Here is a 25766-nt window from a genome sequence, read left to right on the forward strand (position 1 = left end):
GATTATTCAAATGAAATACGGTTTTAATTTTTATGAAGTAAGCCGTTCAAATAGCACCGATGTTTTATCATGCAGTTTGCCGTCATTTTGCTCATTAACCTGATAATTACTGTTGTTTCTTAATTTAAAGTTTAAAAATTACGTAATTTGTTGAATTTAAAACTTTTAGCGCTGTTGGGCGCGGTTGCAGTAAAAAATCCCCCTTTAGGTAATCCTCTTAAAAGGTAATTTCTTCACTAGCTTGATCGATTCACCTTTCCTATTTCTATGGTTGTCTGTGCTAGGCTGGTTTCGCTCCGTTAAACGGTGCTTCGAATTAAATCCGTCTATACCCTACTGATAGCAATAAGGATTGTCTCGATGTCCAACAATGGCCCAGACTTGCGTAATGTGCTTTGGTACAACCAGCTTGGCATGCACGACGTTGACCGTGTCGGTGGCAAAAATGCCTCCCTCGGTGAAATGATTACCAATCTTTCCGATTTGGGCGTTGCCGTGCCAAATGGGTTTGCCACCACCGCGCAAGCGTTTAATGATTTTCTTGAGCAAAGCGGTGTCAACCAGCGCATCTATCAGTTACTGGATCACACTGACGTTGATGACATTGCTCAACTGGCGAAAGCTGGTGCACAAATCCGTCAATGGGTCATCGACACGCCATTCCATGCGGAATTCGAGCGTGAAATCACATTGGCGTACCAACAATTAGCCGATGGCGAGCCAGAAGCTTCATTCGCCGTGCGTTCTTCCGCCACGGCCGAAGATATGCCGGACGCGTCGTTCGCCGGGCAGCAAGAAACCTTCCTTAACGTGCAGGGTATCGACGCTGTGATGGTGGCGATTAAGCACGTGTTCGCCTCCTTGTTTAACGACCGCGCGATTTCTTACCGCGTGCATCAGGGTTACGATCACCGCGGTGTGGCGTTGTCTGCCGGTGTACAGCGCATGGTGCGCTCGGATCTGGCTTCTTCTGGCGTGATGTTCACCATCGATACCGAATCTGGCTTTGACCAAGTGGTGTTTATCACTGCTGCGTATGGCTTGGGTGAAATGGTGGTGCAGGGCGCGGTGAACCCGGATGAATTTTACGTGCACAAGCCGACCTTGCTGAAAGGTAAACCGGCGATTGTGCGCCGTAACCTAGGCTCGAAAAAAATCCGCATGGTATACGCACCTTCGCAGGATCACGGTAAGCAAGTCCGTATTGAAGATGTGCCAGAAGAGCTACGCAATCGTTTCTCTCTCACCGATGACGAAGTGCAAGCGTTAGCGCACCAAGCCATGCTGATTGAAAAACACTACGGCCGCCCGATGGACATCGAGTGGGCGAAAGACGGTCACACTGGCAAACTGCTGATCGTACAGGCGCGTCCGGAAACCGTGCGCTCAAACGAGCAGGTGATGGAACGCTACCAGTTGAATGGCAATAGTCCAGTGTTGATCGAAGGCCGTGCTATCGGTCATCGCATCGGCGCGGGCCCGGTGAAAGTCATTCACGACATCAGCGAGATGGATCGCATTCAGCCGGGTGACGTGCTAGTTACTGACATGACCGATCCAGATTGGGAACCGATCATGAAGAAAGCGGCGGCGATTGTGACTAACCGCGGCGGTCGTACCTGTCATGCGGCGATTATCGCCCGTGAATTGGGTATTCCTGCTGTTGTGGGTTGTGGTCACGCGACCGACGTGCTGAAAGACGGTCAGAAGGTTACTGTTTCCTGCGCCGAAGGGGATACCGGTTTCGTGTATAGCGACATGCTGGATTTCAGCGTGCAGAGTTCAGAAGTGACCGAACTGCCGGAATTGCCGCTGAAGATCATGATGAACGTCGGTAACCCGGATCGTGCTTTTGATTTCGCGCGTTTGCCGAATGAAGGCGTCGGTTTGGCGCGTTTGGAGTTCATCATCAACCGTATGATCGGCGTGCATCCACGCGCATTGCTGGAGTTTGATCAGCAAACACCTGAGCTGCAAAGCGAGATCAAAGCGCTGATGCAAGGTTATGACCATCCGGTTGAGTTCTACGTCGGTCGTTTGACCGAAGGGATCGCGACGCTGGGTGCCGCATTCTATCCGAAGCGGGTGATTGTGCGTTTGTCAGACTTTAAATCCAACGAATATGCCAACTTGGTCGGTGGTGACAAGTACGAGCCGCACGAAGAAAACCCTATGCTGGGTTTCCGTGGTGCCGGTCGTTATGTGGCGGATAGCTTCCGCGATTGTTTCGCGTTGGAATGTGATGCGGTAAAACGCGTGCGTAACGAAATGGGGCTAACCAACGTCGAAATCATGGTGCCGTTCGTACGTACCGTGGCGCAGGCGGAAGCAGTGGTGGCAGAGTTGGCGAAGCAGGGGCTGAAACGCGGTGAGAATGGCCTGAAAGTGATCATGATGTGCGAGATCCCATCGAACGCCTTATTGGCTGACCAGTTCTTGGAACATTTCGACGGCTTCTCTATTGGCTCCAACGACATGACGCAACTGACCTTAGGGCTGGATCGCGATTCTGGTGTGGTGTCTGAACTGTTTGATGAGCGCAACCCGGCGGTGAAAGCGTTGCTTTCTATGGCGATTCAGGCAGCAAAACGTCACGGAAAATACGTCGGTATTTGCGGCCAAGGCCCATCGGATCACGAAGACTTTGCCGAATGGCTGATGGATGAAGGGATTGATAGTCTGTCTCTTAACCCTGATACCGTGGTGCAAACTTGGATTAATTTGTCGAAGAAAAAGTAATATTCCACTGACCGCTTAATGTTAAAAACCGCAATCGTAATAGGTTGCGGTTTTTTTATATTTTAGAATGATAAATTACAGATAAAAAAAAGCCCATCATAGGAGATGGGCAAAGACTACACACAGCAATTCACATGTATGGCATTACATATTTGGGTAAACTTGCTTTAAATCAGTCTATTAAAGCAAAGTATGGCAACCATACTAGATATTTTCGTTCAGTGAGTCATTAGGATTCGTCTTAATCAATTCAGTGGGTTAAGCTTATTTTTATTACTTTTTAATGACGGGTAAAATAAAACGGCGCTCATTTAATTGAGCGCCGTTGTTGGGGAAAGGCTTATTGTTACTCTTTACTGGTTTTGACCAAATCAGTATTCGTCGTCGGTGCTGGAGCTTCGGCTACCCAAGCGCTGACCAAACGATAAGAAACCGCCAGAACCACCGGGCCGATAAACAGACCAATCATGCCGAAGGCCAATAGCCCACCGATAACGCCAGAGAGAATGAGGATCATCGGTAGATCCGCACCCATGCGGATCAAAGCAGGGCGTAGGACGTTATCTAGCGTACCGACCACCGCACTCCACACCAACAGCACCGTACCAAAGGTGCTATCACCGGTCCAATACAGCCAGATAATTGCCGGTATCAGCACCAGCAACGGCCCCAATTGGGCAACGCAGCAGATGAACATCAATACCGTTAACAGCGTTGCCGCGGGAATACCAGCCACCGCCAAACCGATACCGCCAAGTACTGACTGCACCAGCGCAGTCACCACCACACCGAGCGCGACGGCGCGGATCGCCTGACCGGCCAGAATGACCGCTGCATCGCCACGTTCAGCCGCCAAACGAATGGCGAAATGGCGAATGCCCATAGCCAACTGTTCACCGCGTGCATACAGCAATGCACTGAATAACAACATCAAAGCACAGTGCAACAGGAAGCGGCCAATATGTGCGGCTTGCGAGACAAACCAAGTCGCCGTTTGTCCAAGATAAGGTTGAATTTTGGCAATCAGCGCCGCGCCGCCGGTATTAATCAGCGTATGGAAGCCGTTGTATAACTTCTCGCCAATCATCGGGACGGATTGCAACCAAGCCATATCGGGAATATGGAATTTACCCGGCTCTTTGGCCCAGGCGATTACCGGCCCACTATTATCGACTAGGCTGTTGATCAATAAGGAAATCGGTAATACAAACAGCAGGATCAGCAAAATCGTCATCACGATCACTGCCAATGAACGGCGGCCCCAAAATAGTTTTTGCAATTTCTTCAGCACTGGCCAAGTGGCGATGACCACCATGCTGGCCCAAGCGAAACCGAGAATAAAAGGTTGAACTACCCAGAAACAGGCGGCGATCAAGATGGCGATAATTAATACGCCAAAGATTATTTTTGGCAGGTCGTATCTGAACTGCGGTTGAGACATATGCAGGTTCTCATTTCTTGGATTCGAGTGGGTTATTATGCATATAGTTCGCAGTCCTGCGCACATTTTTACTGTGCGCAGGTAAAAAGTAGATGAATTATTTATTCAGTTCGTCATCTGGCCAATATTTAGAGCCATTCAGCATGGCTTGTACTGCCAAGCCTTTTTCGGTGATTTCATAAACGCTGACCTTGGTTTTCAGCGTTTTCAGCATTTCTTCAGAAGGGGCGACGGCACTGGCGGTTGCCCCTACTGGCGCAAGACCTTGGTCGTCATATTTTGCTGCTGCATTCGCATCGGCACCGACCACGAAGCCATCTTTAATGAAGTTGTTCATCGCTGTGCGATCGTGGAACACCATCACTCTTTTCAGCTCTTTAACGCCAATACCTAAACCGGCTCCAGCTTGTGCCATTTTCATGTAGGTATATTTGCCGCTTTTCAGGTCTTTAACTACGCCATAACCGCTACCGATACCGACGACAAAAATCTTGCTGCTGCTATTGGAAAATACGGCATAACCGACTGAATGGGCGATCTCATTGCGTACTTCTGGGTTGGTTTTATACAACTGAGTCAGTGTTGTCTCGCGCATTTGTTGGATGCTATTTCTTTGTTGGCTGGCAGTATCGCCTTTAGCGCTACAACCAACAGCCAGTACGATCGCCAAAGCGACCATTATTTTTTTAGCGTTCAATTTTGTTACCTCAAAAAGGTGAAAATTAGAATAATTAGCTGTTTGCTAAGGTAGTTTAAGCCTTTATCAGTGGCTTAGCATTAAGTAGTTATCTGCCGAATCGAAGTATGTTAGTTTTTAAGAATAACGATAAATAGGGGTAGGTCTGACAGTAGACCTGAATCAATAAAAACGAGACAGACAGGCTCAATAAAACGCATGATCCCACAGATTTCCCAGGCACCCGGCGTGACTCAAGCGGTGCTCGACTTTTTGGAAGCACTGAAGCAAAACGGTTTTAACGGCGATACCGCCACCAGTTATGCCGACCGTCTGACGATGGCGACGGATAACAGCATCTATCAGCTTTTACCTGACGCGGTGGTATTCCCGCGTTCAACCGCCGATGTGGCGTTAATCGCCCGATTGGCGGGGGAAGAACGTTTCAAATCGTTGGTATTTAGCCCACGTGGTGGCGGCACTGGCACCAACGGACAGGCGTTGAATAACGGTATCGTGGTGGACATGTCTCGCCATATGAATCGTATTCTGGAGATCAACGTCGAGCAGGGTTGGGTGCGGGTAGAAGCCGGGGTGATTAAAGACCAGCTCAATCAGTACCTAAAACCGTTCGGTTATTTCTTCTCGCCAGAGTTATCCACCAGTAACCGCGCTACGTTGGGTGGGATGATTAACACCGACGCTTCCGGCCAAGGATCGTTGGTCTATGGCAAAACCTCGGATCACGTGCTGGGTTTACGCGCCGTATTACTGGGGGGTGAGCTGCTGGATACCCGCGCTATGCCGACGGCAGTAGCGGAAACGATTGCTCAGGAAAATAGCGCCGAAGGGCGTATTTACCATACGGTGCTGAACCGTTGTCGTGAGCAACGCGCGCTGATTGTGGAAAAATTCCCTACACTCAACCGCTTCCTGACTGGCTACGATCTACGCCATGTGTTGAGTGACGATCTACACACCTTCGATCTCACACGTATTCTGACGGGTGCCGAAGGCACGCTGGCGTTTATCACCGAAGCGCGGTTGGACATCACACCGTTGCCGAAGGTGCGCCGTTTGGTCAACGTCAAATATGACTCTTTCGATTCTGCATTGCGCAATGCGCCGTTTATGGTGGCGGCCAAGGCGCTGTCAGTAGAAACCATCGATTCCAAAGTATTGAATCTGGCGCGTGAGGATATCGTCTGGCACTCGGTCAATGAGTTGATCACCAACGTGCCGGACAAAGAAATGCTCGGTCTGAATATCGTTGAATTTGCCGGTGACGACCTCGCGTTGATCGAACAGCAGATGAGTGCGCTTTGCCAACGGTTGGATGAATTGATAGGCGAGCAGCAAGGTGGGGTGATTGGCTACCAAATTTGTAGCGATCTCAGCGGTATCGAACGTATCTACAATATGCGCAAGAAAGCGGTGGGCTTATTGGGTAACGCCAAAGGGCAGGCCAAACCGATCCCATTCGCGGAAGATACCTGCGTTCCGCCGCAACATTTGGCAGATTACATCGTCGAGTTCCGCCAGTTGCTGGACAGCCACAACCTGAGCTACGGCATGTTTGGTCATGTGGATGCTGGTGTGTTGCACGTGCGTCCGGCGCTGGATATGTGCGATCCGCAGCAAGAAGTGCTGATGAAGAAAATCTCCGATCAAGTAGTGGCGCTGACGGCCAAATACGGCGGCTTGCTGTGGGGCGAGCACGGCAAAGGCTTCCGTGCCGAATACAGCCCGGCGTTTTTTGGCGAGACGTTGTATGAAGAATTGCGTCGTATTAAAGCGGCGTTCGATCCCGATAACCGTTTAAACCCAGGCAAAATTTGCCCGCCGCTGGGCGTGGATGCGCCGATGATGCAGGTGGATGCGGTCAAACGCGGCACTTTCGACCGGCAGATTCCAATTGAAACACGCAGCGCATTCCGTGGCGCGATGGAGTGTAACGGCAACGGTTTGTGCTTTAATTTTGATGTGCGCAGCCCGATGTGTCCGTCGATGAAAATCAGCGGCAATCGGATCCACTCGCCAAAAGGCCGTGCGGCTCTGGTGCGTGAATGGCTGCGTTTGCTGTCGGAGCAGGGCGTTGATCCGCTGGCGTTAGAGAAAGGTTTGGCGCAGCAGCGCCCGAGTTTGCGGGGGCTTATCGAGAGAACACGCAATAGCTGGCAAGCCAGCCAAGGGCAATACGATTTCTCCCATGAAGTGAAAGAGGCGATGTCGGGCTGTTTGGCCTGTAAAGCCTGTTCGACGCAGTGCCCGATCAAAATTGATGTGCCGGGCTTCCGTTCGCGCTTCTTGCAGCTTTATCACACTCGCTATTTGCGTCCGGCACGTGACTATATGGTCGCTGGTGTCGAAAGTTATACGCCATTGATGGCGAAAGCGCCGCAAGTGTTTAACTTCTTCTTCAAGCAACCGTTGGTGCAAAAACTGAGTCGCAGCACCATCGGCATGGTTGATCTGCCATTACTGTCCAGCCCGACGTTGCGCCAGCAACTTTCCGGCCATGCGGCGTTAAATATGACGCTGGAGCAACTGGAAGCGCTGAATCCACAGCAACGCGAGCAGCATGTACTGATCGTGCAAGATCCGTTCACCAGTTATTACGATGCCAAAGTGGTGGCGGATTTCGTCAAACTGGTGGAAAAACTCGGCTATAAACCGGTGCTGTTGCCGTTCTCGCCGAATGGTAAGGCGCAACATATCAAAGGGTTCTTGACGCGCTTTGCCAAAACGGCACGAAAAACTGCCGATGTACTTAATCGCGTGGCGCAGTTGGGAATGCCACTGGTCGGTGTCGATCCAGCATTGGTGCTGTGTTATCGCGATGAATATCAAGAGATCCTCGGTGATAGCCGTGGTGATTTCCAAGTTCAGTTAGTGCATGAATGGTTACAGAAATTAGTCGCCGAACGTGCAGAACAAGAAACTAGCGACGAGCCTTGGTATCTGTTTGGTCACTGCACCGAGACCACCGCGCTACCGGCCAGCGGGCAACAATGGGCGGCAATCTTCGCGCGTTTTGGTGCCAAGTTGGAGAACGTCAGTGTTGGTTGTTGTGGCATGGCAGGCACTTACGGTCACGAAACTAAAAACTTGCACAACTCACTGGGTATTTATCAACTATCATGGCAACAGGCGCTGCAACGTTTGCCCCAACAACGTTGCTTGGCAACCGGCTATTCTTGCCGCAGCCAGGTGAAACGAATTGAAGGTAACGGTGTGCGGCATCCATTACAGGCACTTTTGGAGATGATTGCGTGAAGCTGTGGAAACGTGAGGCAACACTAGAACAATTGAATAGCAAAAATGCAGACTGCATGGTCGGTCATGTCGGCATTAAGTTCACCAAATTGGCGGATGATTCTCTCGAGGCCACCATGCCGGTAGATCACCGCACCAAGCAACCATTTGGCCTGTTACACGGCGGTGCCTCGGTGGTTCTAGCGGAGTCTTTGGGCTCGATGGCGGGGTTTTTGTGCACCGAAGGAGAGCAGAAAGTGGTTGGGTTAGAAATTAACGCCAACCACTTACGAGCGGTGTTCGAGGGCGAAGTGCGCGGTGTGTGCCGCGCACTGCACGCGGGGCGTCGTCATCAGGTCTGGCAGATCGAAATTTTCGACGAAAAAGACCGCCTGTGCTGTACCTCCCGACTGACTACTGCGGTGATTGAATAACCGCTGGGCCTGCGGGTGCATCTGTCCGCAGGTCTTTTTGTTTCTGCTCGTTCTGTTGCTGTATCAACGTATAAGCCACGTAGTATTTGTAGATATTGCTGACGTATTGTACCGTTTCGCGCCCGATACGTGCGGCGGCCACGCGTTCCACGTTATTAAACCAGACGTTTCTATCCAACCCCTGTTTTTCTGCCTCATTGCGTAACTGCGCGATTCGGCGCGGCCCGGCGTTATAGGCGGCGAAGGTGAACAGCAGTTTATTCAGATTGGTCATCGGTTCGTTGGCAAAATAGCGGTCGACCATAAAACGGATATATTTCACCCCAGCATTGATATTAGGGTCGAGTTGGCGTACGTCGCCGACGTTCAGTTCACGCCCGGTGGCTGGCATCACCTGCATCACGCCGATAGCGCCCACTTTACTGCGAACTTTCTGGTTAAGACGTGATTCCTGATAACCCTGCGCCACCATCAACAACCAATCGATATTGTATTGGTCGCTGTATTTTTGGAACAGATCTCGCACTTGGATAAATTTTTTCAATTCGACGTCGCTGGTGGCGTTTTTCACCCATTGGGTGCTTTTCAGGTATTTCTTCAACTGGATATTGCCGAATTTACTGCCAATTTGATGTTTTTCACAAAATGCATCGAGCTGTGTTTTCAGTAATGGTGAGTCTTTACGCATTGCGAGTGCGATCTCGCCGTTGTCACGTAAAAACAGTTTTGGCTCTATCACGATATTCGGGAATATTTGTCCCCAGAATTGCGCTAGGTAGCGATCAACCACGCTGTATTGCACCAAACCGGCATTGAGCATTTCCAGCACGTCTTCCGGCTCGAAGTTACCCGGTGCACTTTGTATCAACACTGCAGGATGGTGCTCTTGCGCTAACGTTAGGTTGAGCTGTTGTAGGCTTTGATAGTAGCTGGTGGAGGGGTTAACAAACACTTTCTTGCCACTGAGATCGGATAACGCGGTGATGTCTGGCGCTTTATTGTGACGCACCAGTACCTCATGCACGCCACTCGCCAGTGGGGTGCTGAAGTCCACCAGTTTTGCGCGTTCGGGTGTGATGGTGAGATCGGCGGCAATTACATCGCCCCGGCCAGCGACCAGTTCGGGGATTAGGCGATCGCGTGCGGTGGGGATAAACAGCAGATGGATTTTTTCTGCCGGGCTCTTGATGCCTTTATTCAGCTGTTTGCCGAACTCTTGCATCATGTCGTACATCACCCCGCGCTGGGTGGTGTTGGCATCGAGAAAATAGAAAGTTTTGCTGTAGGGCACCAATACCCGGACGACGCGCCGCTTTTGCATCATGTCCAGATCGCCAAGGCGAACTTGCACGCTGGTATGCAATGTCAGCGGAGGCTCGGTTTCGGCTAGGGCAGGTGAGAATAATAGCCAGCATAATGCCAGCGGCAGACTATAGCGATACCAAGGCATAACCACCCCCGCAGGGTGAATAATCTGCCTTTGAGTATAGATGGTGAAAAACTAGCCTGCTGACTGTTATAGCTGGAAGGGAACCCGCTTGACGAAGTCTTTTTGAAAAGCGGTCGCCTTATCCCAGGTTCCTTCCAACGTATATTTCTGACAGATCAACCGTAAGGTATGGCGAGCAAAGTGATAACTCTGTACGCGAAACAGTTGGCAACGCTGTGGGTTGTTGATCTCGATAATCAAACGGTTATGCAGTTTGCTCAAGGAGTGTAAATAACTCTCGTCATCCCCATTTTCCAAGCACAGGTTAGCCATATTCAAACTGATATTGTTGTAACGTTTCAGATGGTTAACATTGCATTCTGGCCGTTTTAGCGCCGCTTCCGCCATAAAGAAATCAACTGTGGCGTCACGGATATTGAATTTGTAGTCATCGATCTTCGTTGATGTAACTTACACAACAATAGAGGATCCTTGGATTGCAGGCAACTGATCACTGAAATTCAGGCAACAAAAAAGGCCCCAACCATTACGGCGGGGCCTTCTTATTAATTCTGTTTGGCTTTCTTGGCTTGCTCTTTGAAGTGCTTCACGGCACGTTCGAAACCATTTTTCTTCTCGTACCGATGGAATTGATTTTCATCAAAACCCATCAGACGACACAGCGCGGAGCGGTTGATCACTTCTGGTGTGAAGTGCTGGAAGAGTTGGAAACCCAAACTATCATTAATTGAAATTTTCATTATTCACCTCGTTAATTAAAAGTATCAATGAATGAAGCCTAGAAACAACAGCGGGGGCGCTAGGCCCCCATCTGCACAAGAGAATTAAGCTTGACTCTCTTTGATGCTCAACTTCATTTGCATGTTAGGGCGTAGATTCAGCGGCAAGTGGCTGAATTCCTGTTCCATGTGGATCATGCCGTGGTCATCTACACGAGTCCAACCATAGCGAGCCTGAACGCCACCCTGTGCAACGGTTTGGTGACGACTGCAAGGCCCTTGAATCATACGCATTGGGTTTACATCAGTACGGGAGAACTTAGGCAACATTAGACCGGCTTTCTCGTCCAACTCGTAGCGGTCATCATCGATCAGGATGAAGCGCATGTTCTGCCAATCGAAGAATTCGAAGCCTGCGATCAGTTGGTTGGTGTATGCGTTCTTAGGAGCACCGGCGACATTGTACTGAGTCAGTTCGCGGTTGTAGGCGTTGGTGCGGATAGAGTCGTACAACTCAGCGCCAGCGAATACCACCAGACCCTCTACGAAGCTACGAGCGCCACGCAGTTCCCGGTTCAAGGCACGACGTGCCTTGTTAAACTGGGTGGTCAGTTCGTTGGTATTCAGAGCACCAAAGTCAATTTCTTGGCTGATCGGTGATTTACCGGTGACGGCAGAGAAGTCCACGTTTCCCGCATCGGTATGGATCGCCTCGGCCTTACCTTGGAACACTGCCATAGATAGATCTTTCTCAACACGCTCTTTGTAATCGATATTGAACCGATCCGCCCGAGCAGCGATACATTCTTCAATGGTCATTTCCTTGCCATCGATAGCGCTGATTTTGCCTTGCCAGTCGTGCGGACGGATGCTTGCGGTTTGGTGAACCACTGGAAGCTCCGCTTCGTACATGGTCGCCTTGTCGATAACAACGGCGTTGGTATCGGTGCCGTATCTGTCATTCTGTTCTAACTCTTTAGCTTCACTTTCCACAATATCCGCAACGCGTGCGCTCGGGGATTTGCTTGGCGATGTGGCGAACAGGTCTAGCTCTTGCAGCAGGAAGTTACCGCTACGTTCTTCTTTGAACGGTGCCACAAAGTCATAGCCTTCATAATCGCGTTTCAAGTCTTTTACAGTCTTAGCCATCTTGATTAATTCCTTCTAAAAATTGGGTTGATTACGCTTTGTAAAAATCAGCGTTGGTTGCCAGACGGATAGAGCCACTTTCTGTGAGTTTGGTCAGTGCTTCTTTTTTGGCGGCTGCGTCGGCAGCGTTCAGACGGAAATCAGTGATCACAACGTGGCGATCCACAATTCGGATGGTCTTTTCTGTACCGGCGGAGCGGTCAGACAGACAGACGATAGGATTAGCGTCACCAGCTTTGAACAGTTCCAAAGTGTCTTTAGACAAGATATCGCCGACGAAAACATCTTTCGGTAGGCTGACGCCTTTCAGTTCGGTACGGCTGAACAAGTCAGACGCGGTATCAACGAGAATGTCGCCCATAGTGGTAGGCTGATATTCAAACTTTTGCATTTGAGATCCTTACTATTGATTGAGGTTATGCCCGAACGAAACGGGCCTTTGTGGGGTGTGAGTCCACAGGGTGTGGCAGGGTGCCACCATTGCGAGTGCAATCAGGTTGAAGATCGTTGTGTAGTTTGTGGGGAGGGGGAGTTAGGTTCCCGTGGGCTTTTACACCCACAGGATTTATCACACCAACCACAACCAACAAGATCCCCATAGGGAGGGTGGCAATCTTTAGATATGCCAAGAGAAACCCACACGCCTAGCTGGCTGGCAACACTCGGAGAGAGCGGGCATGTGGGCTTGTCTTGGAACATAAAAAGAAGGGCTGTGATTAGCAGCCCTCAAAGGAGATTGAAACTAATGGTGAGTTGGTTTCTGTTGTATGCCCTCACCACTACCACCGGGGAAGCTTGGAAGCAAAGACACACACAGAAAACGGCGGGGTTACCTGCCGGAAACAGTTCAAGGTTTTGCGCCCGTCTGTTTATTGCTGTTGGATTATTGAATGGATCACCAACAACTACCGGCATTGCACCGGCTAGACTCTGTGAAGAAAGATTTGAAAGCTGCACACTTTTGAGGGGCAAGAATTGCCCTTTCTTGTGGTCACTCTTGCTGCTGAGTAAACAGAAGAAAGGGCGGGCCAGCGACGGCCCGTAACCTTGTCTATTAGGAGATATTCGCCTTGCGTAGGGGCAAACATCCTTAAACACTATGCTCGATAATGCTTAAGGATGTCCCCGGCGGGAGGAGACCCCGCCGGACATCCCCGGATTTTCACTGGCTAAAGCTATGTTTCCGTATTCCTCGATAAGGAGATATAAACGTAGAGTGCGTTACTGGTGAAGGTTTTTTCTCTCAGTCTATATATCTATTTTATCAAAATAATCAACGAATTGCAAGATTTTATGCAAAATATGTTGACGTAATGTGTTTTGTGTGTTTTTGGTGTGCGGCATAATCCAAGGGGTAGGGTTGTCAGCGCCGGGATAGTCCTATAGGTACGCCCGGGGCGAGTCCAAAGTGTGCCGTAGGCTTCCAAAGGTGGGAGGGATGATCCAAAGGTTGGAGGATTCCACACTTAGAGGATTCCACACTGGCAGGTTTCCAAAGTTGGGGAGGTTTCCAAAGTGACGCCTGAGAGGCTGACCAAGTAGACAGTTAATAAGCCAAGTCGACCCTTCAACTCAGATCATGAAGTGAAAATATTTCCCCATAACGGAAAAGATGAAGTGAAAATATTTCCCCATAACTACCCTCATGAAGTGCAATTTTTTCACCCTATAAGAACATTAATTAAAACACCAACACCATAACGGCATTAGAACACAAGGGCCAAGGTCAAGAGCGGGAGAGATTGAAAGGGATAATGGTTGATTGGTTTGTCTCTTGGTAAGCATCTTCCAGATGCGCCTCTTTGGAAGCGCTTGCTCCAGCAAGCAAGACCCTTTGGACACCGTAGCGATGCGAAGGTGACTCATGGGCGGCGGCGGGGGCATAACCGCACACGGTAACCGTATACGCCAGCCACACAGACAGAGGCACACCACAGGAAGAGCACAGCGGCCCACAGTGGCGTTTAAACAGCTTAACCCATCCAACCACGCCACCAAGACCAGAGAGCGCCGCAGAGGCTATTTCAGCGCGTTCTAGATAAACCCACACAGAGTACGTTCCAGAATATCCCACAGAGTGCGTTCCACGCTGATCTTCTCAGAGCTTACCTGTGTGGAGTTTTTTAGACAGAAGACTCTTACTTATGATCTCTACTCGCTCCTGCTCGTAGACGCTACGCTAACCCCTGATCTTTATAAATGATCATCAATTAATCACTCGCTAATATCGCTCGTAATTCTTTGATGATCATTTATGGCAAGAAGTCAAGAATAAATTTCAATTTTTGTTGACAGATGCAACAATGTATGGTAAAATGATCACTGTTGATTGAGATTCAATTAAATATAGTTCATCAATATTAGCATACCACACACAGAGGAGATTGCAAGCAATGAGTGATAAATATTCTGTATCCGCCGTGGCCCGCCGTTTGGCGAATGGCGATGTAACAAAACGTAGTTTGCAGCAGCAGGCTAGCCGATTCCGCCGTCAAGGTCGCCACGACTTAGCGGAAAACATTGTAGAGGCGATGAGCCAAGAGGTTGATCAATATCCGAACTTTACAGCTCAAGCGTTGAGACTGGCAGACCGGGCGGAACCAATGACAGCAGACGAGATATTACAACTGCGTCTGACTCTGGATATGTGGAACGGCTCAACCGTCCTGACTGACACGCTGGTTGCTTACCAGTCGTTCTTTGAGGCTCGAGGGATGGAAGTCAGCACAAGCGACCTGTTCACTATCTGGGCATTGGAAAAAGCCGGGGAGTTTGAAGAGTTGACCGGCGAATCAATCGCACGCCAATAACTAAGAATAGGGGGGAGATATGTTGGGCGAACGTAGACATAACAGCAACACCGGGAAAAATGAATTTGTCGTTTCCTGCAATGTGGGCCTAACCAAGGCCCTGCACACTTTAGCCGCAGCTAAGGGTGTTTCAGTTCAATCATTAATCCGTGACGGTATCCGCCACATCGTAAACATTAACTCAGAAGAGGCCAACAATGACCACAGCACCACAAGCAGTAAATAATTCACCAGTAGTTACAGTTTCAACCACAGTCTCCGAGAAGTACAAACGCAGCGACTTTATCAAGGTTGACCAGTACATCCTCCACGCTACTGAAGTTAACGGCATCAAGTTGACCGGAAACATGAAGTTGGTATACATGGCGATGCTGAGTTATCAGCGGGACAATAAGAAGGTTTTCTACACAATGGAAAAGATTGCCGTCATGTGTGGAATCACTGACCGTTCAGCTAAAACCTTAGTCCAGACCATGACTGACGCCGGACTTATTAATGAAGTTCAACGCCGTGCAAGAAAAGCTAACGTATACAATCTTAACGAGTACGTGATCCAAGAAGCTGTGAGGAGTGAACAAAATGCAAGCCATCCAACTGCAAAGCGTAAACCTAAGCTCTCTATTGTGGAAAGTGAAGAACAACCTAACGATGCTGATCTCTACAACGGCGGGGATGATGTTCAGTCTTGCGATCCTCTTCCAGTTATCACCGATGTAATTGATTCAGTCCAACCAAAAGAAGAGAAGGCAGCAAATGATTCTGTTTTACCTGTTGATGGTAGTGATAACGATAGGAGCGATGAAGTGATTACAGTAGACGTTAAAGACGATTTGGATCTGTATACACAGATAGCGGATAACTTCGGGGTTAAATACAACCTGCCCGAGATTATGCACATGTGCCGTGGTGACCGTGTAAAGGCCGCTAAGCGATTGAAGGGGGAGATCGATACATTCCACTTTAACGCCAAACAAAGTGAACAGCAGCCCGCACAGCTCGTTATAGATGGTGATTTTGATTATGACCTAGACGAGGAGACAGCGGACGAGGCTGGTTATGCCTTTTAACGGATTCTTTTAACTTTTCTAGGTTTCGTTAGGTTAAATTTCTACAAATTAATCATACCACAATGGGAGAGGGGCGCAATGACTAATCCAGTAATTTCAGCAAGTGAAGAGAACGCGATCGATAACATGGCTAACCGCCTGATCTGCAAGCCACTGACCAAGACCAAGGTTAGAGGAATGAACCTGTCGCCACAACAGATTGAACGGATTCGCCGGGCCTGCATCTGGGGTTACACACCGGAACAGATTTGCAATATGTTCCACGCTGATTTGGCTTTTGTGTTGGAACAACGAAAAAGCTTTAACCACCGCCTCCGTGCCCGATTTCAGATACCCGTTGGGTGCCGTGTTCACATGTGTATGGTGATGAACGAGGAAGGGAAGAGCATCGCGGAGATTGCAAAACTGATGAGTCTCAATATCAAGACTGTGGAACGCTACCTCACCGAATACCCATATTCTCCGGTACTGGCTCGCACCATGCGTCATTGGTCTGAAATTTTGGAGTCGCTGAACGGCCCCCGCCCGTTGAATGTAAGTTCACCGATTTATAAACCAACCAAGGCAGCTAAAGCCGATGAGAAGAGCAGTAAGCTGGCTACAAGTGGTTTTGATAAGGATCAGAGGATTAAGCGAGCTACAAAACGCAGATTATCGGCAACACATCATTAATCACTTATTTTGCGATATGTGGCTAAGGGCATTCAGTCCGCGCCACATCGTGATCCTGTACATAGCCTATCAAGCTCTCTCCCAGCTCTACCCGCAGTAATCCCAACACAAGCGCCACCCTAAGCACCATAACAGCACTAACTCCCATAAGCACCCTACACCTAATTTTAAGGAGCATTACCCATGTTTAAATCATCAATCGCCGACCTGATCAAAACTGTGGAAATCCACGTTCAGGCCCACCGTAAAGCCGCAGAGGCGGAAATGGTAGACAAGCCCCGCCAAGACCTCGAGAAGAGCACACAGGACGCTCTAGCGGCCCTGATTGAACGTAACAAAGACCTATTGAATGATGATCTGCCAGAGGATAAAGGCCGCAAGGTCAAATCCCGTGGGATTGCACTCTGTCATGTGGATCAGGGTTACAGCGCCAACCAGCGCCCTGTATCACTACTGACCAAATCTAAGGAAAGAATGGTCAAGGTTGAGATCTGCAAGGCCGGGATAACCGTTTTGACACCAGAGCAAGAAGCCAACCTAAAAGGCATCCTCGCAACTCTGAAAATGAAGGGTACAAACTAATGAAATCAAATCCCTACATTAATTTTGATGTGGTTTGCCCGGTCCAACTCTTCAACCTTACGCAACCAGACCCGAAAGTTGATCAGTTGCTCCCTCGTGTACTGGGTAAGCGTCCTACTCAGATTGTGGATTCTGTAAAGCGTCACCTGATTACCCTGGCTGATTTGGAGTTGATCCGATCTGACCTAACCATGAATCGACCACAGACCAAGATCAATAAGCTGACCGCCGCATCTGTGGGTTTGGCTATTTCAGAGATTAAAGGAGAGTAACCAAATGGCAGGGAACAACGTAGTTGTTAAAACAGTGAACCGCGTAGTATATGAAAGTGATAAGAATTCCTACGCCAGAACTGTAAAACAGATCCGCAGCATCAAAAAAGAGTGGGAGAAAGCCGGAAAGGTGATGGGTAAGACCACCAACGGGACCCGCCCAACAGGTGGGGAACGATTCAAACAATCCGAGTATACCCGCCGAACCAAGGCAGCAAGGGCAGAAGCGGCAGCAGCCAAACAAGCAGCCCGTGAACAGGTTCAGGCAGAACGTAAGGTTCAGCAGATCCGCGCCAAGTCTATTCGATTCAATACAGCCGCATCAGCTTATAACCTGACCGGTAAACAGCGTACAGAATCCCTTTCCCAATTTGGTGATCTGACTCGTCAATTCCACCAAGGCAAGCTTGCGGTGGGTGAGTACAACGCAGCGGTTAGCAAGCTTCAATCCACCATGCGCCGCCAAGGCAAGGTTGGTATGAAAGGGCAGATTCTGCCTGTGACCGCCCGGGTTACCAAGTTGGACACCTCACTTATTCAGAGTGCAGGTGGAGCAATCACCATTGCGGCAACTGTGGCGCTTGGTGGTTCCATCATGAATACAGGCCAAGATCTGCAATCAATGGAATCAGGGCTAACAGCCGTCACCGGGTCAGCAGATAAAGCCGCCAAAGAGATGCAATATCTACGTGATCAGGCTAACCGTTTAGGCTTGGATCTTATTGGTACAGGCAAGGATTACACCAAGTTCCTAGCCGCCGTTGGTGATAAGGCTACACAGAAGCAAACACGGACACTGTTTGAAGGCGTTTCCGAGTATGGCACTGTACTAGGAGCCACAGCAGACGATCAGAGCCGTGCACTGAAAGCCCTTAACCAGATGTATTCTAAAGGCACTGTGCAGGCCGAAGAATTGAAAGGTCAATTGGGTGATGCGATCCCGGGCGCTGTAAGCGTTTTTGTTAAGGCGCTACAGAAGACCCAGAACAACGCCAACCTTACAGAGAAAGACCTCTTCAAGATGATGGAAACGGGTCAACTGTTGGCTAAAGACATACTCCCGGCTGTTGGTGATGAGTTCAAGGCATTGGCTCGTAACGGCGGGGCACTGGATAAGGCTATTAACTCCAACCGTGCTAGCTACCAACGCCTTAAAACTGCCATGCAGGCATCTATGGGGGCATTCTTTGAAGGTGGGTTTGGGTCAGCCCTTACCAACGCTTTTGATACCATATCAGCCGCGCTGAACAACAACGCAGACACCTTTAAATTCTGGGGTGACCTTGCCGGGAACGTAATCGAGGGCGCTACTGATGCATTTGGATTGCTGTACAACACAATCGTATTTGTGGCGAGAGCCGGAGCAAGTTACCTTGAAGATATGGGCGTCTCATTCGAAAGCCTAAAAGGTTGGGGAGAAATGGCGGCTTATGCGCTTGGTGTAACCCTGTTTGCCGGTAGCATCTGGAAGCTTGGCGGGGCCTTGAAGTGGATTATCGGATTTATCAACCCACTGACTAAGCTACTTGGGGTCATGAAAGGCATTGCAGCTTTAGGCGGCATCGAGGCGGCTACCTCTGGCGGCGTCTCTGGTAAAGACCCTAAGGGAACCAAGCCAACCAAACAACCATCTAAGTTTGGTAAGCTTGGCAAAGGTGCTTTGCTCGCTGGTGGTAGTGCTGTAGGTGCGGCAGCTATGAACCCTTACACCTATCCTGTAGCTTTAGGCGGATATGCTCTGGTTTCCGCTGACAACGCCACCAGAGAGGCAGACGGGTTAGGCTTGCTGGATTCTATCGCGGCTCGTTGGAAAGCTGGCGGGTGGGCCAACTTTGATGCCAACAAGATTGCAGCGGATGCGCTCAAACCAACCATTAACCTTGATCCGGTTACCTCAGGCAGTGCTCTAATGAATAACTACCGTAACCCTGTGAACCCACTACCACAAACTCACAAGCTGGAGGTAACAAGCAGGGTCGAAGTTGTTGACGGTGCTGTTAAAGGTCTGGTGCAGGGCGTGATGGATGATCGAGAGACACAGCAGATCAACATGCTATTACAAGGCAGCAATTGACAGTGAACTTGGGGCTTACTAATTTTAAGGCTTACCTGTGAAAGGGTAGGCCTTTTCTTTTGCCTATAGCTCGGCTAATTATTGAGCAAGACCAATGTCCATATTGTGGGTGGAACCTTGAATTATGGGTGAAACCTTGAAGGTATCCAGCGGTAAAACCGCCATGTCTAATTATCGGATTAAATCGCATTAAATCGAATTAAATACAGTTTAATCGTGGTAATGATCTGGCTAATTGAACGTAAAGTAATCAATCTTATTGTGTGGACCTGCACCCTCAAAACTGGTTAGACTCTCCCGGAAGGTTTACTATGTGGAAGAAAATCCAATGCAATTAATAACATATGTAGTTATCTCATGCGGAAAATATACCGTGCAAAAATAATTGCAGAGGGGTATAAAAAGGGTGTGGTGTAGCAAAACACGCTTTTCGCTCTTATTGTTTTTTCTTGCCCAAAAAGGGCCTTTTCAGGCCAAAAAGGGATACGCTGGCAGTCTTGCCCGTTTACGGGTGCAAGCCTACGGCATTGCAGGGCGTGGCCCCTTTAGGCGCACCAAAGGCCAAAAAGCAAATGGCAACCACTCGCATTAGCTTAGAGAGTCGAACCGGCTACGGGCCGTTAGGGAAGGTTTTGGAGGGTTGGAAGCATAAGCGGGTGAAGTCCCTAAAAGTATCAATATCACGATTTCGGGTTGGACTTACCCACAGCCTGATCGACTTATCCACATTTCAAGTTATCTCTGTTAAATCTGGCCTGTTCTGCCCTTGGTTGTTGTCTCAGAATTGGCGTAGCGTTACCAAATGGATTTAGAGGGTAGAAAGGCAACTGGTCGGGGTTGTTGCAAAGGTGCGCTTAAGAGTCATTATGTTAAATAGCCATTCAAAAAGTAACCAATCACCAGATCAAAACCCAGTGTTTACGCGGTCTGCGTGGGTAGGGAGCCTTTAGCGGGGCTACTCCCTGCATCGCACCGATGCACCCGTGTACAGGCGGCAGTAGAGGCTAATCAGCTACCTACCAACTGTGCACCGGCAGCGGCAGCGGCACCAGTAAGCCAGACACGCTAGAGCGCTCTGTAACGGCTTGTGTGAGATTTAAAGTTTAAGGTATGGATTGGTATTCAGGTTCAAGATGGATTCAATACGGAGGTGTACAGGAGGCCTGATAGGGTGTTAGAGCATTGCCCTGCTGATATTTGGAGAACATAAGGTAAATAAGTAGACCCCCCCATTCTGGGTGCCTAGCAGCTCGGTTTGTACACCGATAAATACCCGGATAATCATCAGAAAGTCCCCGGATATTTCCCCATACACCCACCTGAAGAGGTGGCCCGTTTTAACCGGGTACCCCATACAGAGAGAAAGAGATAGGGAGTTAGAGCACTATGAAAATGATCACTGTGAGAATGATCATGCTGTTGGCTGGCGTGATGTCCGTATCGTCCGCATATGCCGGTAAGATCACCATGAGCAATCCGACAAGTGAGAAGCTCTCCAACGGCAAAACGCTTTGCATCTACGAGGATTCGATCCGCAGCTTCCAGTACGTCACAAAGGGTAAATGCCCTTACGCTAAGACATTCGACACTGAAAATGGGAGTTAGGGAAAGCCAATCATACCTGATTGGCCTATGTGATTATTGTTCGTAATCTGATGCTTAATTTTTATTCTTACTATTTATGATCGTCTTCAATGCTTAGGCCCAGTTGATCAGATACCCATGGTTGAGATCTTCCAGAAAACGCGCCGATCACTTTTTGAGTGGAAAGTGAGGAAACCTCCTCTAAAGCTTCATTGGCTGTGCTACCGGAATTTCTGAAAACTAAGTGTGTTGTATGTTCTTTCTTAATCACCATTAGGCCATCTGTGGATACTGTTGCGGTACCTGAAGCGTCTTGACTGAAATAGGTGCCATCGGTAAAACGCGCTTCACATATGCCTTGTTGCTGCATATCTTGAATTATCGATTCTCCTTGCTCGACAGCGACTGTTGGCTCAACACCATTTACGGTTGTTTTTAACACGGCAGGTCTAGGCTGATCATTATCATCCGACATTAAATATCTCCAGTTCACCACTTTATTGCGATCTGCATCTTAAAGATCCCAATATTAGAAATGTTTGTCAATCATATGGTGTGAGCCTGATCTACATATCAACCTATACAATCAACCACCGGTAATAATTCTTTCAATGGTGGCCTGTGGGTATATCTTGATGTAATCCCTAGGGCCTGTGGGCTGGATAATTACCTCCTCGCCCACATCAAGCCCCCGTCTATGGGTGGTAGTCCCATCTCATCAACTATCTTAGTTATGGCGACATCAAACTTGTGTGGGTCTCCAACGTCTGGGAGTGGCTGACCGTCGGATCCTATGCTTACTACAGTTTCCTTGTAGTGCCCTTTGTTGGCGGCAACAAACGCGTGCACGGTACGGAACGGACTCCCCTTGATGGTGTAAACAATGGCTAGCCCTCTATCCTCCCGTTTGTGGATTGTGCAGGACTCAATAACAGCCCTTACAGCTTCACGCAGTTGCAAGCGTAGCGGGTGATTCAGGTCTGCTAGGACGTTGGGCCGGATCTGTAGGATAAAGTCTGTAATCTTGTCGATTGCTCCGCTTTCAGACTCAGAGAGGAGGGCCAACCTGTTCAGCCTTTCCACCTCCAACAATTTGGAATCCTTCACTTTGGATAATGCCCCCATACGCTCAACCAACGGGGCCAGATTGCCGCCTAACGTGATTGCGTTGGTGATGTTTTCAATCTGTGACTCAATCGCCTGTAGGGCCTCCTGTGCGCTCTGTATTGATTCCTTGATGTCGTCACCCTTGGCATTGCCGCCTAACGTGTAATCCATATAGCCGCGTACCAGTGCCGGGACTAATGTCCGCTCCAATATATCCAACCCAATAGACCACGCTTTGCAGTTGCCGATCCGGTCCTTGCCGTTGGCGCACATGTAGCGAATCTTTCCTTTAGTGCCGATCATGAATGTCATAGCGCCCCCACAGTGCCCGCACTTCAATACCCCCAACCCAGAGAGCAAAGTGATCCGGGTTTTCTTAGGGCCTTGCGTTAGCTTGTTGTTCTCGTTCAAGTCTTGCAACAGAGCAAACTCTGTAGGGCTGCACAGTGCCGGATAGTAGTTCTCTAGGGTGTAGGTAATATCACCCGCGTTAATGGTGCGTTCACCGATCAGCGTTCTCGAGGTTTTCATACGGCGGAGCAGGGGATAGGACCACTTTCCCAGATTGTCCGGGTTGTTGGTTGCTTTGGTGACTCGTACAGGCGGGGCGTCGTAATGCTCATTGAGGTAATCACACACAGCATGGGCTGAATACCCATCTAGAAACAGCTCTACGGCCTTCCTAGCAGCTTCCCACAGTGCGGGGTGGGGTTGTACTGCTGTATGCTTGTCGCCGCTGGCATCGACCCACCAGACGTGTGATCCGGCTGTTTTAATGGTGGTTGGCAAGCCTGCTTTGTGGCGCTCCACTAGTGCGGCGATATTGCCGTACACGCGTTTCTGTTTGGTGGCGGATTCCTCATTGGCTCGACTGAATAGCAGGATTGACAACATTAGATCGGTAGGATTGGCTGTAACTGATTGCCTTGTGTATATCCTGCCATCCATCCCGGTGACAACCGTAAGGCCCAGCTCCAGAAGGTGGGAAAATAACTTGTTGGCGGTTAGGATATCTTGACGGCTCAGGCGGTCGAGGTTCTCCACAAATAGATAGCTGTCGTTTGGTATGGCTCCACTTTCTACGGCCTGTATGAAGCCGCCTAAGGCCCCCTGTGTGGTGTTCTTGCCACGATACGCAGACAAGCCAGCGTCCAGCAGTTCCACAAGCTCCAAATTGTGGGAGTGGGCGAACTCTTTCGCCTTGGCTGTCTGCCTATCGAGGCTTGTCCCTTTGGATTGCCTGTCAGAACTCCAGCGGACATAGCTATATAATTTACGTTTGGTCATGTGGGCCTCTTTCGTCATTTGCCTAGCTTAATCTATTTAGTTTTCTAAATCACACTAGGTTTACTCAGCAGCCACGCATTGAACGAAGTATTCATTTATCCACGCCTGAATCAATCTTAATGATAATCATTATCATATTTATGTTCACTGAAACGATCAATCGCTAAGTGAAGATTTTTTATCGGATCTCGCGCAGAAGCCCAATTTGACCAGCAGCGACTAAACTTAAATGAGTGGGCTGGCAGTTTTTTAGCCAGCGAGGGGCACGTTTAAATCTAGACAACATGCAGAAATAGGTATTTTCTATGAATGTTTAAAACGGAGATTAACGACCGTAGTGGACTAAGCGAAATAGCACGAATATATCAATAAATTCATAGGGATATTGGCTATCATTCTTACTTGGGGTTCGGCTGTGGTGGTTCGAAAACGATCGCCAAACTGCATACCCGCGTAAAACAAACGGTTGAAGTGATAATTGTTATCACTAACATAGTCAGTAACTGGAAGATAATCAGTATCTGGGTTGGCATCACGACGAGGTAAATCTTATGCAAACGGAAACTGTCGGTACTTTTTCCCTAGATGAAAATGTCTGGCAAGGCGTTGCGCTTAGCGACAGCGCGGTAAAGCAAATTATCAAACTGATGCAGCAAGACTCGCAGGTCAAAGGGCTGCAACTCGGGGTGAAGCAATCGGGCTGTGCCGGGTTTGCCTATGTGTTGGATCTGACACGTGAGCCTGCTGCTGACGATCTGCTGTTTGAACGTGACGGTGCCAAATTATATGTGCCGTTGAAAGCGATGCCGTTTATCGACGGTACCACGGTAGATTTTGTCCGTGATGGGCTGAATCAGATATTCAAATTCAATAACCCCAAAGCCCAACATGCCTGTGGGTGTGGTGAGAGTTTTGGCGTTTGAGCGATGCAATCAACATGACACGAAGCAATGTAGAAACAACCGATGATGTGCAGGCTTGGGTCAGCGATGGTCGCTATAAAGAAGGATTCTTTACCCAACTGGCAACTGATGAGTTGGCCAAAGGGATCAACGAAGAGGTGGTGCGCGCGATTTCTGCCAAGCGTAACGAACCTGAGTGGATGCTGGAATTCCGCTTACAGGCTTATCGTGCATGGCTGGAGATGGAAGAGCCACATTGGTTGAAAGCGAATTACGACAAGCTGAATTATCAAGATTACAGTTATTACTCCGCGCCGTCCTGTGGCAGTTGCGACGATGCTTGCGGTTCGCAGCCGGGAGCGGAACAGCAACCCGGTGTGGCACTCACGGAAAATAATTATCTGACCAGCGAAGTCGAAACGGCGTTCAATCAGCTGGGCGTTCCGGTGCGCGAAGGTAGCGAAGTGGCGGTGGACGCGATTTTCGACTCGGTTTCTGTTGCCACCACTTATCGCGAAAAACTGGCAGAGAGCGGGGTAATTTTCTGCTCGTTCGGCGAAGCGATCCAAGAATATCCCGAACTGGTGCGCCAATATCTCGGCCGCGTCGTTCCACATAACGACAACTTCTTCGCCGCGCTGAATGCTGCTGTGGCCTCAGACGGGACTTTCGTCTATGTGCCAAAAGGCGTGCGTTGCCCGATGGAACTGTCGACCTATTTCCGTATCAACGCCGCTAAAACCGGCCAGTTCGAACGCACTATCTTGATCGCCGATGAAGGCAGTTATGTCAGCTATATTGAAGGCTGTTCGGCTCCGGTTCGCGACAGTTATCAACTGCACGCGGCGGTCGTGGAAGTGATCCTGCATAAAGATGCCGAAGTGAAATACTCCACGGTGCAAAACTGGTTCGCGGGGGGCGAAAGTGAAGGCGGTATTCTGAACTTCGTCACCAAGCGTGCGCTCTGTGAAGGTGCAGGTTCTAAAATGTCTTGGACGCAGTCCGAAACCGGTTCGGCGATTACCTGGAAATACCCGAGTGTGATCTTGCAGGGCGATAACTCGATCGGCGAATTTTTCTCGGTGGCGCTGACCAATGGGCGTCAACAGGCCGATACTGGTACTAAGATGATCCACATCGGCAAAAACACCAAGTCGACCATCATTTCTAAAGGCATCTCCGCTGGGCACAGTCAGAACACTTATCGCGGGCTGGTCAAGATCCTGCCCGGTGCAGAAAACGCGCGTAACTTTACCCAGTGCGACTCGATGCTGATCGGCCCCAATAGCGGGGCGCATACTTTTCCGTATGTCGAAGCGCGTAACAACAGCGCCCATCTGGAACATGAAGCCACCACCTCGAAAATTGGTGATGACCAACTGTTTTATTGCTTGCAGCGTGGCATCAGCGAAGACGATGCGATCTCGATGATCGTCAATGGTTTCTGTAAAGACGTTTTCTCCGAGCTACCGTTGGAATTCGCGGTGGAAGCACAAAAACTTTTGGCCATTAGCTTAGAACACAGCGTCGGTTAAGCACCCCAAGG

At 49.4% G+C, this 25766-nt stretch carries 22 protein-coding genes and 1 other RNA gene; 13 read left to right on the top strand and 10 right to left on the bottom strand.

Annotated elements, in window-relative coordinates:
- Window positions 1–360 precede the first annotated feature (360 nt).
- The gene (ppsA, locus tag AC3ISQ_RS10075; RefSeq protein WP_489352816.1) at window positions 361–2739 is read left to right on the top strand and encodes a phosphoenolpyruvate synthase; all 2379 of its coding nucleotides are present in this window, start codon (window positions 361–363) and stop codon (window positions 2737–2739) included.
- 81 nt (window positions 2740–2820) lie between these two features.
- Here the strand turns inward: ppsA and rprA are convergent.
- From rprA to AC3ISQ_RS10090, 3 genes are all read right to left on the bottom strand, one after another.
- An RNA gene (gene rprA / locus AC3ISQ_RS10080) (antisense sRNA RprA) lies at window positions 2821–2926 on the bottom strand.
- A gap of 159 nt (window positions 2927–3085) precedes the next feature.
- Window positions 3086–4180 (bottom strand): AI-2E family transporter YdiK, encoded by a 1095-nt coding sequence (gene ydiK, locus AC3ISQ_RS10085; protein WP_489352818.1) that lies wholly within the window; start codon window positions 4178–4180, stop codon window positions 3086–3088.
- A gap of 97 nt (window positions 4181–4277) precedes the next feature.
- Window positions 4278–4877, bottom strand: a complete 600-nt coding sequence (locus AC3ISQ_RS10090) for a lipid-binding SYLF domain-containing protein (protein WP_489352820.1) — start codon at window positions 4875–4877, stop codon at window positions 4278–4280.
- Window positions 4878–5075: 198 nt separating this feature from the next.
- Between AC3ISQ_RS10090 and ydiJ the strand changes: the two genes are divergently transcribed.
- Together ydiJ and menI are read left to right on the top strand one after the other, a co-directional pair.
- Entirely contained in the window at window positions 5076–8132 is a 3057-nt protein-coding gene (gene ydiJ / locus AC3ISQ_RS10095; protein WP_489352822.1) for a D-2-hydroxyglutarate dehydrogenase YdiJ, read from the top strand.
- Entirely contained in the window at window positions 8129–8545 is a 417-nt protein-coding gene (gene menI / locus AC3ISQ_RS10100) for a 1,4-dihydroxy-2-naphthoyl-CoA hydrolase (RefSeq protein ID WP_489352823.1), read from the top strand. The genes ydiJ and menI overlap by 4 nt, the downstream gene beginning before the upstream one ends.
- Here the strand turns inward: menI and AC3ISQ_RS10105 are convergent.
- The 5 genes from AC3ISQ_RS10105 to AC3ISQ_RS10125 all read right to left on the bottom strand — a co-directional run bounded on the left by AC3ISQ_RS10105 (window position 8526) and on the right by AC3ISQ_RS10125 (window position 12254).
- Complete coding sequence (locus AC3ISQ_RS10105) at window positions 8526–9995, bottom strand: MltF family protein (protein WP_489352825.1); 1470 nt, start codon at window positions 9993–9995, stop codon at window positions 8526–8528. The two genes, menI and AC3ISQ_RS10105, sit on opposite strands and share 20 nt — an antisense overlap.
- Before the next feature lie 66 nt (window positions 9996–10061).
- Window positions 10062–10430 (bottom strand): hypothetical protein, encoded by a 369-nt coding sequence (locus AC3ISQ_RS10110; protein ID WP_489353221.1) that lies wholly within the window; start codon window positions 10428–10430, stop codon window positions 10062–10064.
- Window positions 10431–10540: 110 nt separating this feature from the next.
- On the bottom strand, window positions 10541–10735 hold the full coding sequence (locus AC3ISQ_RS10115; protein WP_489352827.1) for a hypothetical protein: 195 nt from the start codon (window positions 10733–10735) through the stop codon (window positions 10541–10543).
- Window positions 10736–10819: 84 nt separating this feature from the next.
- Window positions 10820–11863, bottom strand: coding sequence for a major capsid protein (locus tag AC3ISQ_RS10120; protein ID WP_489352829.1), 1044 nt, complete (start codon window positions 11861–11863; stop codon window positions 10820–10822).
- Window positions 11864–11894: 31 nt separating this feature from the next.
- On the bottom strand, window positions 11895–12254 hold the full coding sequence (locus AC3ISQ_RS10125) for a hypothetical protein (RefSeq protein ID WP_489352831.1): 360 nt from the start codon (window positions 12252–12254) through the stop codon (window positions 11895–11897).
- 2002 nt (window positions 12255–14256) lie between these two features.
- Between AC3ISQ_RS10125 and AC3ISQ_RS10130 the strand changes: the two genes are divergently transcribed.
- The 8 genes from AC3ISQ_RS10130 (at window position 14257) to AC3ISQ_RS10165 (ending at window position 20945) form a co-directional block, all read left to right on the top strand.
- Window positions 14257–14673 carry a hypothetical protein gene (locus tag AC3ISQ_RS10130; protein ID WP_489352833.1) on the top strand — a complete coding sequence of 139 codons (417 nt, stop codon included), beginning with the start codon at window positions 14257–14259 and terminating at the stop codon, window positions 14671–14673.
- A 19-nt stretch (window positions 14674–14692) separates the two neighbouring features.
- The gene (locus tag AC3ISQ_RS10135; protein WP_489352834.1) at window positions 14693–14899 is read left to right on the top strand and encodes a hypothetical protein; all 207 of its coding nucleotides are present in this window, start codon (window positions 14693–14695) and stop codon (window positions 14897–14899) included.
- On the top strand, window positions 14871–15740 hold the full coding sequence (locus AC3ISQ_RS10140) for a hypothetical protein (RefSeq protein ID WP_489352836.1): 870 nt from the start codon (window positions 14871–14873) through the stop codon (window positions 15738–15740). The genes AC3ISQ_RS10135 and AC3ISQ_RS10140 overlap by 29 nt, the downstream gene beginning before the upstream one ends.
- A 78-nt stretch (window positions 15741–15818) precedes the next feature.
- Window positions 15819–16412, top strand: a complete 594-nt coding sequence (locus AC3ISQ_RS10145; protein WP_489352838.1) for a hypothetical protein — start codon at window positions 15819–15821, stop codon at window positions 16410–16412.
- A 183-nt stretch (window positions 16413–16595) separates the two neighbouring features.
- The gene (locus tag AC3ISQ_RS10150; RefSeq protein ID WP_489352840.1) at window positions 16596–16994 is read left to right on the top strand and encodes a hypothetical protein; all 399 of its coding nucleotides are present in this window, start codon (window positions 16596–16598) and stop codon (window positions 16992–16994) included.
- Window positions 16994–17266, top strand: coding sequence for a hypothetical protein (locus tag AC3ISQ_RS10155; protein WP_489352842.1), 273 nt, complete (start codon window positions 16994–16996; stop codon window positions 17264–17266). The genes AC3ISQ_RS10150 and AC3ISQ_RS10155 overlap by 1 nt, the downstream gene beginning before the upstream one ends.
- A 4-nt stretch (window positions 17267–17270) precedes the next feature.
- Window positions 17271–19340, top strand: coding sequence for a tape measure protein (locus tag AC3ISQ_RS10160; protein WP_489352843.1), 2070 nt, complete (start codon window positions 17271–17273; stop codon window positions 19338–19340).
- Between the two features lie 1386 nt (window positions 19341–20726).
- Window positions 20727–20945 carry a hypothetical protein gene (locus AC3ISQ_RS10165; protein WP_489352845.1) on the top strand — a complete coding sequence of 73 codons (219 nt, stop codon included), beginning with the start codon at window positions 20727–20729 and terminating at the stop codon, window positions 20943–20945.
- A 70-nt stretch (window positions 20946–21015) separates the two neighbouring features.
- Here AC3ISQ_RS10165 and AC3ISQ_RS10170 read toward each other — a convergent pair whose 3' ends face one another.
- Both AC3ISQ_RS10170 and AC3ISQ_RS10175 read right to left on the bottom strand, forming a co-directional pair.
- On the bottom strand, window positions 21016–21399 hold the full coding sequence (locus AC3ISQ_RS10170; protein ID WP_489352846.1) for a hypothetical protein: 384 nt from the start codon (window positions 21397–21399) through the stop codon (window positions 21016–21018).
- A 191-nt stretch (window positions 21400–21590) separates the two neighbouring features.
- Window positions 21591–23318, bottom strand: a complete 1728-nt coding sequence (locus AC3ISQ_RS10175) for a recombinase family protein (protein ID WP_489352848.1) — start codon at window positions 23316–23318, stop codon at window positions 21591–21593.
- Window positions 23319–23869: 551 nt separating this feature from the next.
- On the opposite strand from AC3ISQ_RS10175, the gene sufA reads away from it, so the two are divergent.
- The gene (sufA, locus tag AC3ISQ_RS10180; RefSeq protein WP_489352850.1) at window positions 23870–24241 is read left to right on the top strand and encodes a Fe-S cluster assembly scaffold SufA; all 372 of its coding nucleotides are present in this window, start codon (window positions 23870–23872) and stop codon (window positions 24239–24241) included.
- 14 nt (window positions 24242–24255) lie between these two features.
- Entirely contained in the window at window positions 24256–25755 is a 1500-nt protein-coding gene (sufB, locus tag AC3ISQ_RS10185) for a Fe-S cluster assembly protein SufB (RefSeq protein ID WP_489352852.1), read from the top strand.
- Window positions 25756–25766: the final 11 nt, after the last annotated feature.

It is taken from the genome of Serratia sp. KH_031 (assembly GCF_057839655.1).

What these genes read in the sequence shown, in the direction of transcription:
- ydiK (WP_489352818.1), bottom strand. Translation starts at nt 4,180, where the DNA reads ATGTCTCAACCGCAGTTCAGATACGACCTGCCAAAAATAATCTTTGGC.
- AC3ISQ_RS10170 (WP_489352846.1), bottom strand. Translation starts at nt 21,399, where the DNA reads ATGTCGGATGATAATGATCAGCCTAGACCTGCCGTGTTAAAAACAACC.
- AC3ISQ_RS10120 (WP_489352829.1), bottom strand. Translation starts at nt 11,863, where the DNA reads ATGGCTAAGACTGTAAAAGACTTGAAACGCGATTATGAAGGCTATGAC.
- AC3ISQ_RS10165 (WP_489352845.1), top strand. Translation starts at nt 20,727, where the DNA reads ATGAAAATGATCACTGTGAGAATGATCATGCTGTTGGCTGGCGTGATG.
- AC3ISQ_RS10105 (WP_489352825.1), bottom strand. Translation starts at nt 9,995, where the DNA reads ATGCCTTGGTATCGCTATAGTCTGCCGCTGGCATTATGCTGGCTATTA.
- AC3ISQ_RS10115 (WP_489352827.1), bottom strand. Translation starts at nt 10,735, where the DNA reads ATGAAAATTTCAATTAATGATAGTTTGGGTTTCCAACTCTTCCAGCAC.
- AC3ISQ_RS10160 (WP_489352843.1), top strand. Translation starts at nt 17,271, where the DNA reads ATGGCAGGGAACAACGTAGTTGTTAAAACAGTGAACCGCGTAGTATAT.
- ppsA (WP_489352816.1), top strand. Translation starts at nt 361, where the DNA reads ATGTCCAACAATGGCCCAGACTTGCGTAATGTGCTTTGGTACAACCAG.
- AC3ISQ_RS10175 (WP_489352848.1), bottom strand. Translation starts at nt 23,318, where the DNA reads ATGACCAAACGTAAATTATATAGCTATGTCCGCTGGAGTTCTGACAGG.
- AC3ISQ_RS10140 (WP_489352836.1), top strand. Translation starts at nt 14,871, where the DNA reads ATGACCACAGCACCACAAGCAGTAAATAATTCACCAGTAGTTACAGTT.
- AC3ISQ_RS10125 (WP_489352831.1), bottom strand. Translation starts at nt 12,254, where the DNA reads ATGCAAAAGTTTGAATATCAGCCTACCACTATGGGCGACATTCTCGTT.
- sufA (WP_489352850.1), top strand. Translation starts at nt 23,870, where the DNA reads ATGCAAACGGAAACTGTCGGTACTTTTTCCCTAGATGAAAATGTCTGG.
- ydiJ (WP_489352822.1), top strand. Translation starts at nt 5,076, where the DNA reads ATGATCCCACAGATTTCCCAGGCACCCGGCGTGACTCAAGCGGTGCTC.
- AC3ISQ_RS10145 (WP_489352838.1), top strand. Translation starts at nt 15,819, where the DNA reads ATGACTAATCCAGTAATTTCAGCAAGTGAAGAGAACGCGATCGATAAC.
- AC3ISQ_RS10130 (WP_489352833.1), top strand. Translation starts at nt 14,257, where the DNA reads ATGAGTGATAAATATTCTGTATCCGCCGTGGCCCGCCGTTTGGCGAAT.
- sufB (WP_489352852.1), top strand. Translation starts at nt 24,256, where the DNA reads ATGACACGAAGCAATGTAGAAACAACCGATGATGTGCAGGCTTGGGTC.
- AC3ISQ_RS10135 (WP_489352834.1), top strand. Translation starts at nt 14,693, where the DNA reads ATGTTGGGCGAACGTAGACATAACAGCAACACCGGGAAAAATGAATTT.
- AC3ISQ_RS10155 (WP_489352842.1), top strand. Translation starts at nt 16,994, where the DNA reads ATGAAATCAAATCCCTACATTAATTTTGATGTGGTTTGCCCGGTCCAA.
- AC3ISQ_RS10150 (WP_489352840.1), top strand. Translation starts at nt 16,596, where the DNA reads ATGTTTAAATCATCAATCGCCGACCTGATCAAAACTGTGGAAATCCAC.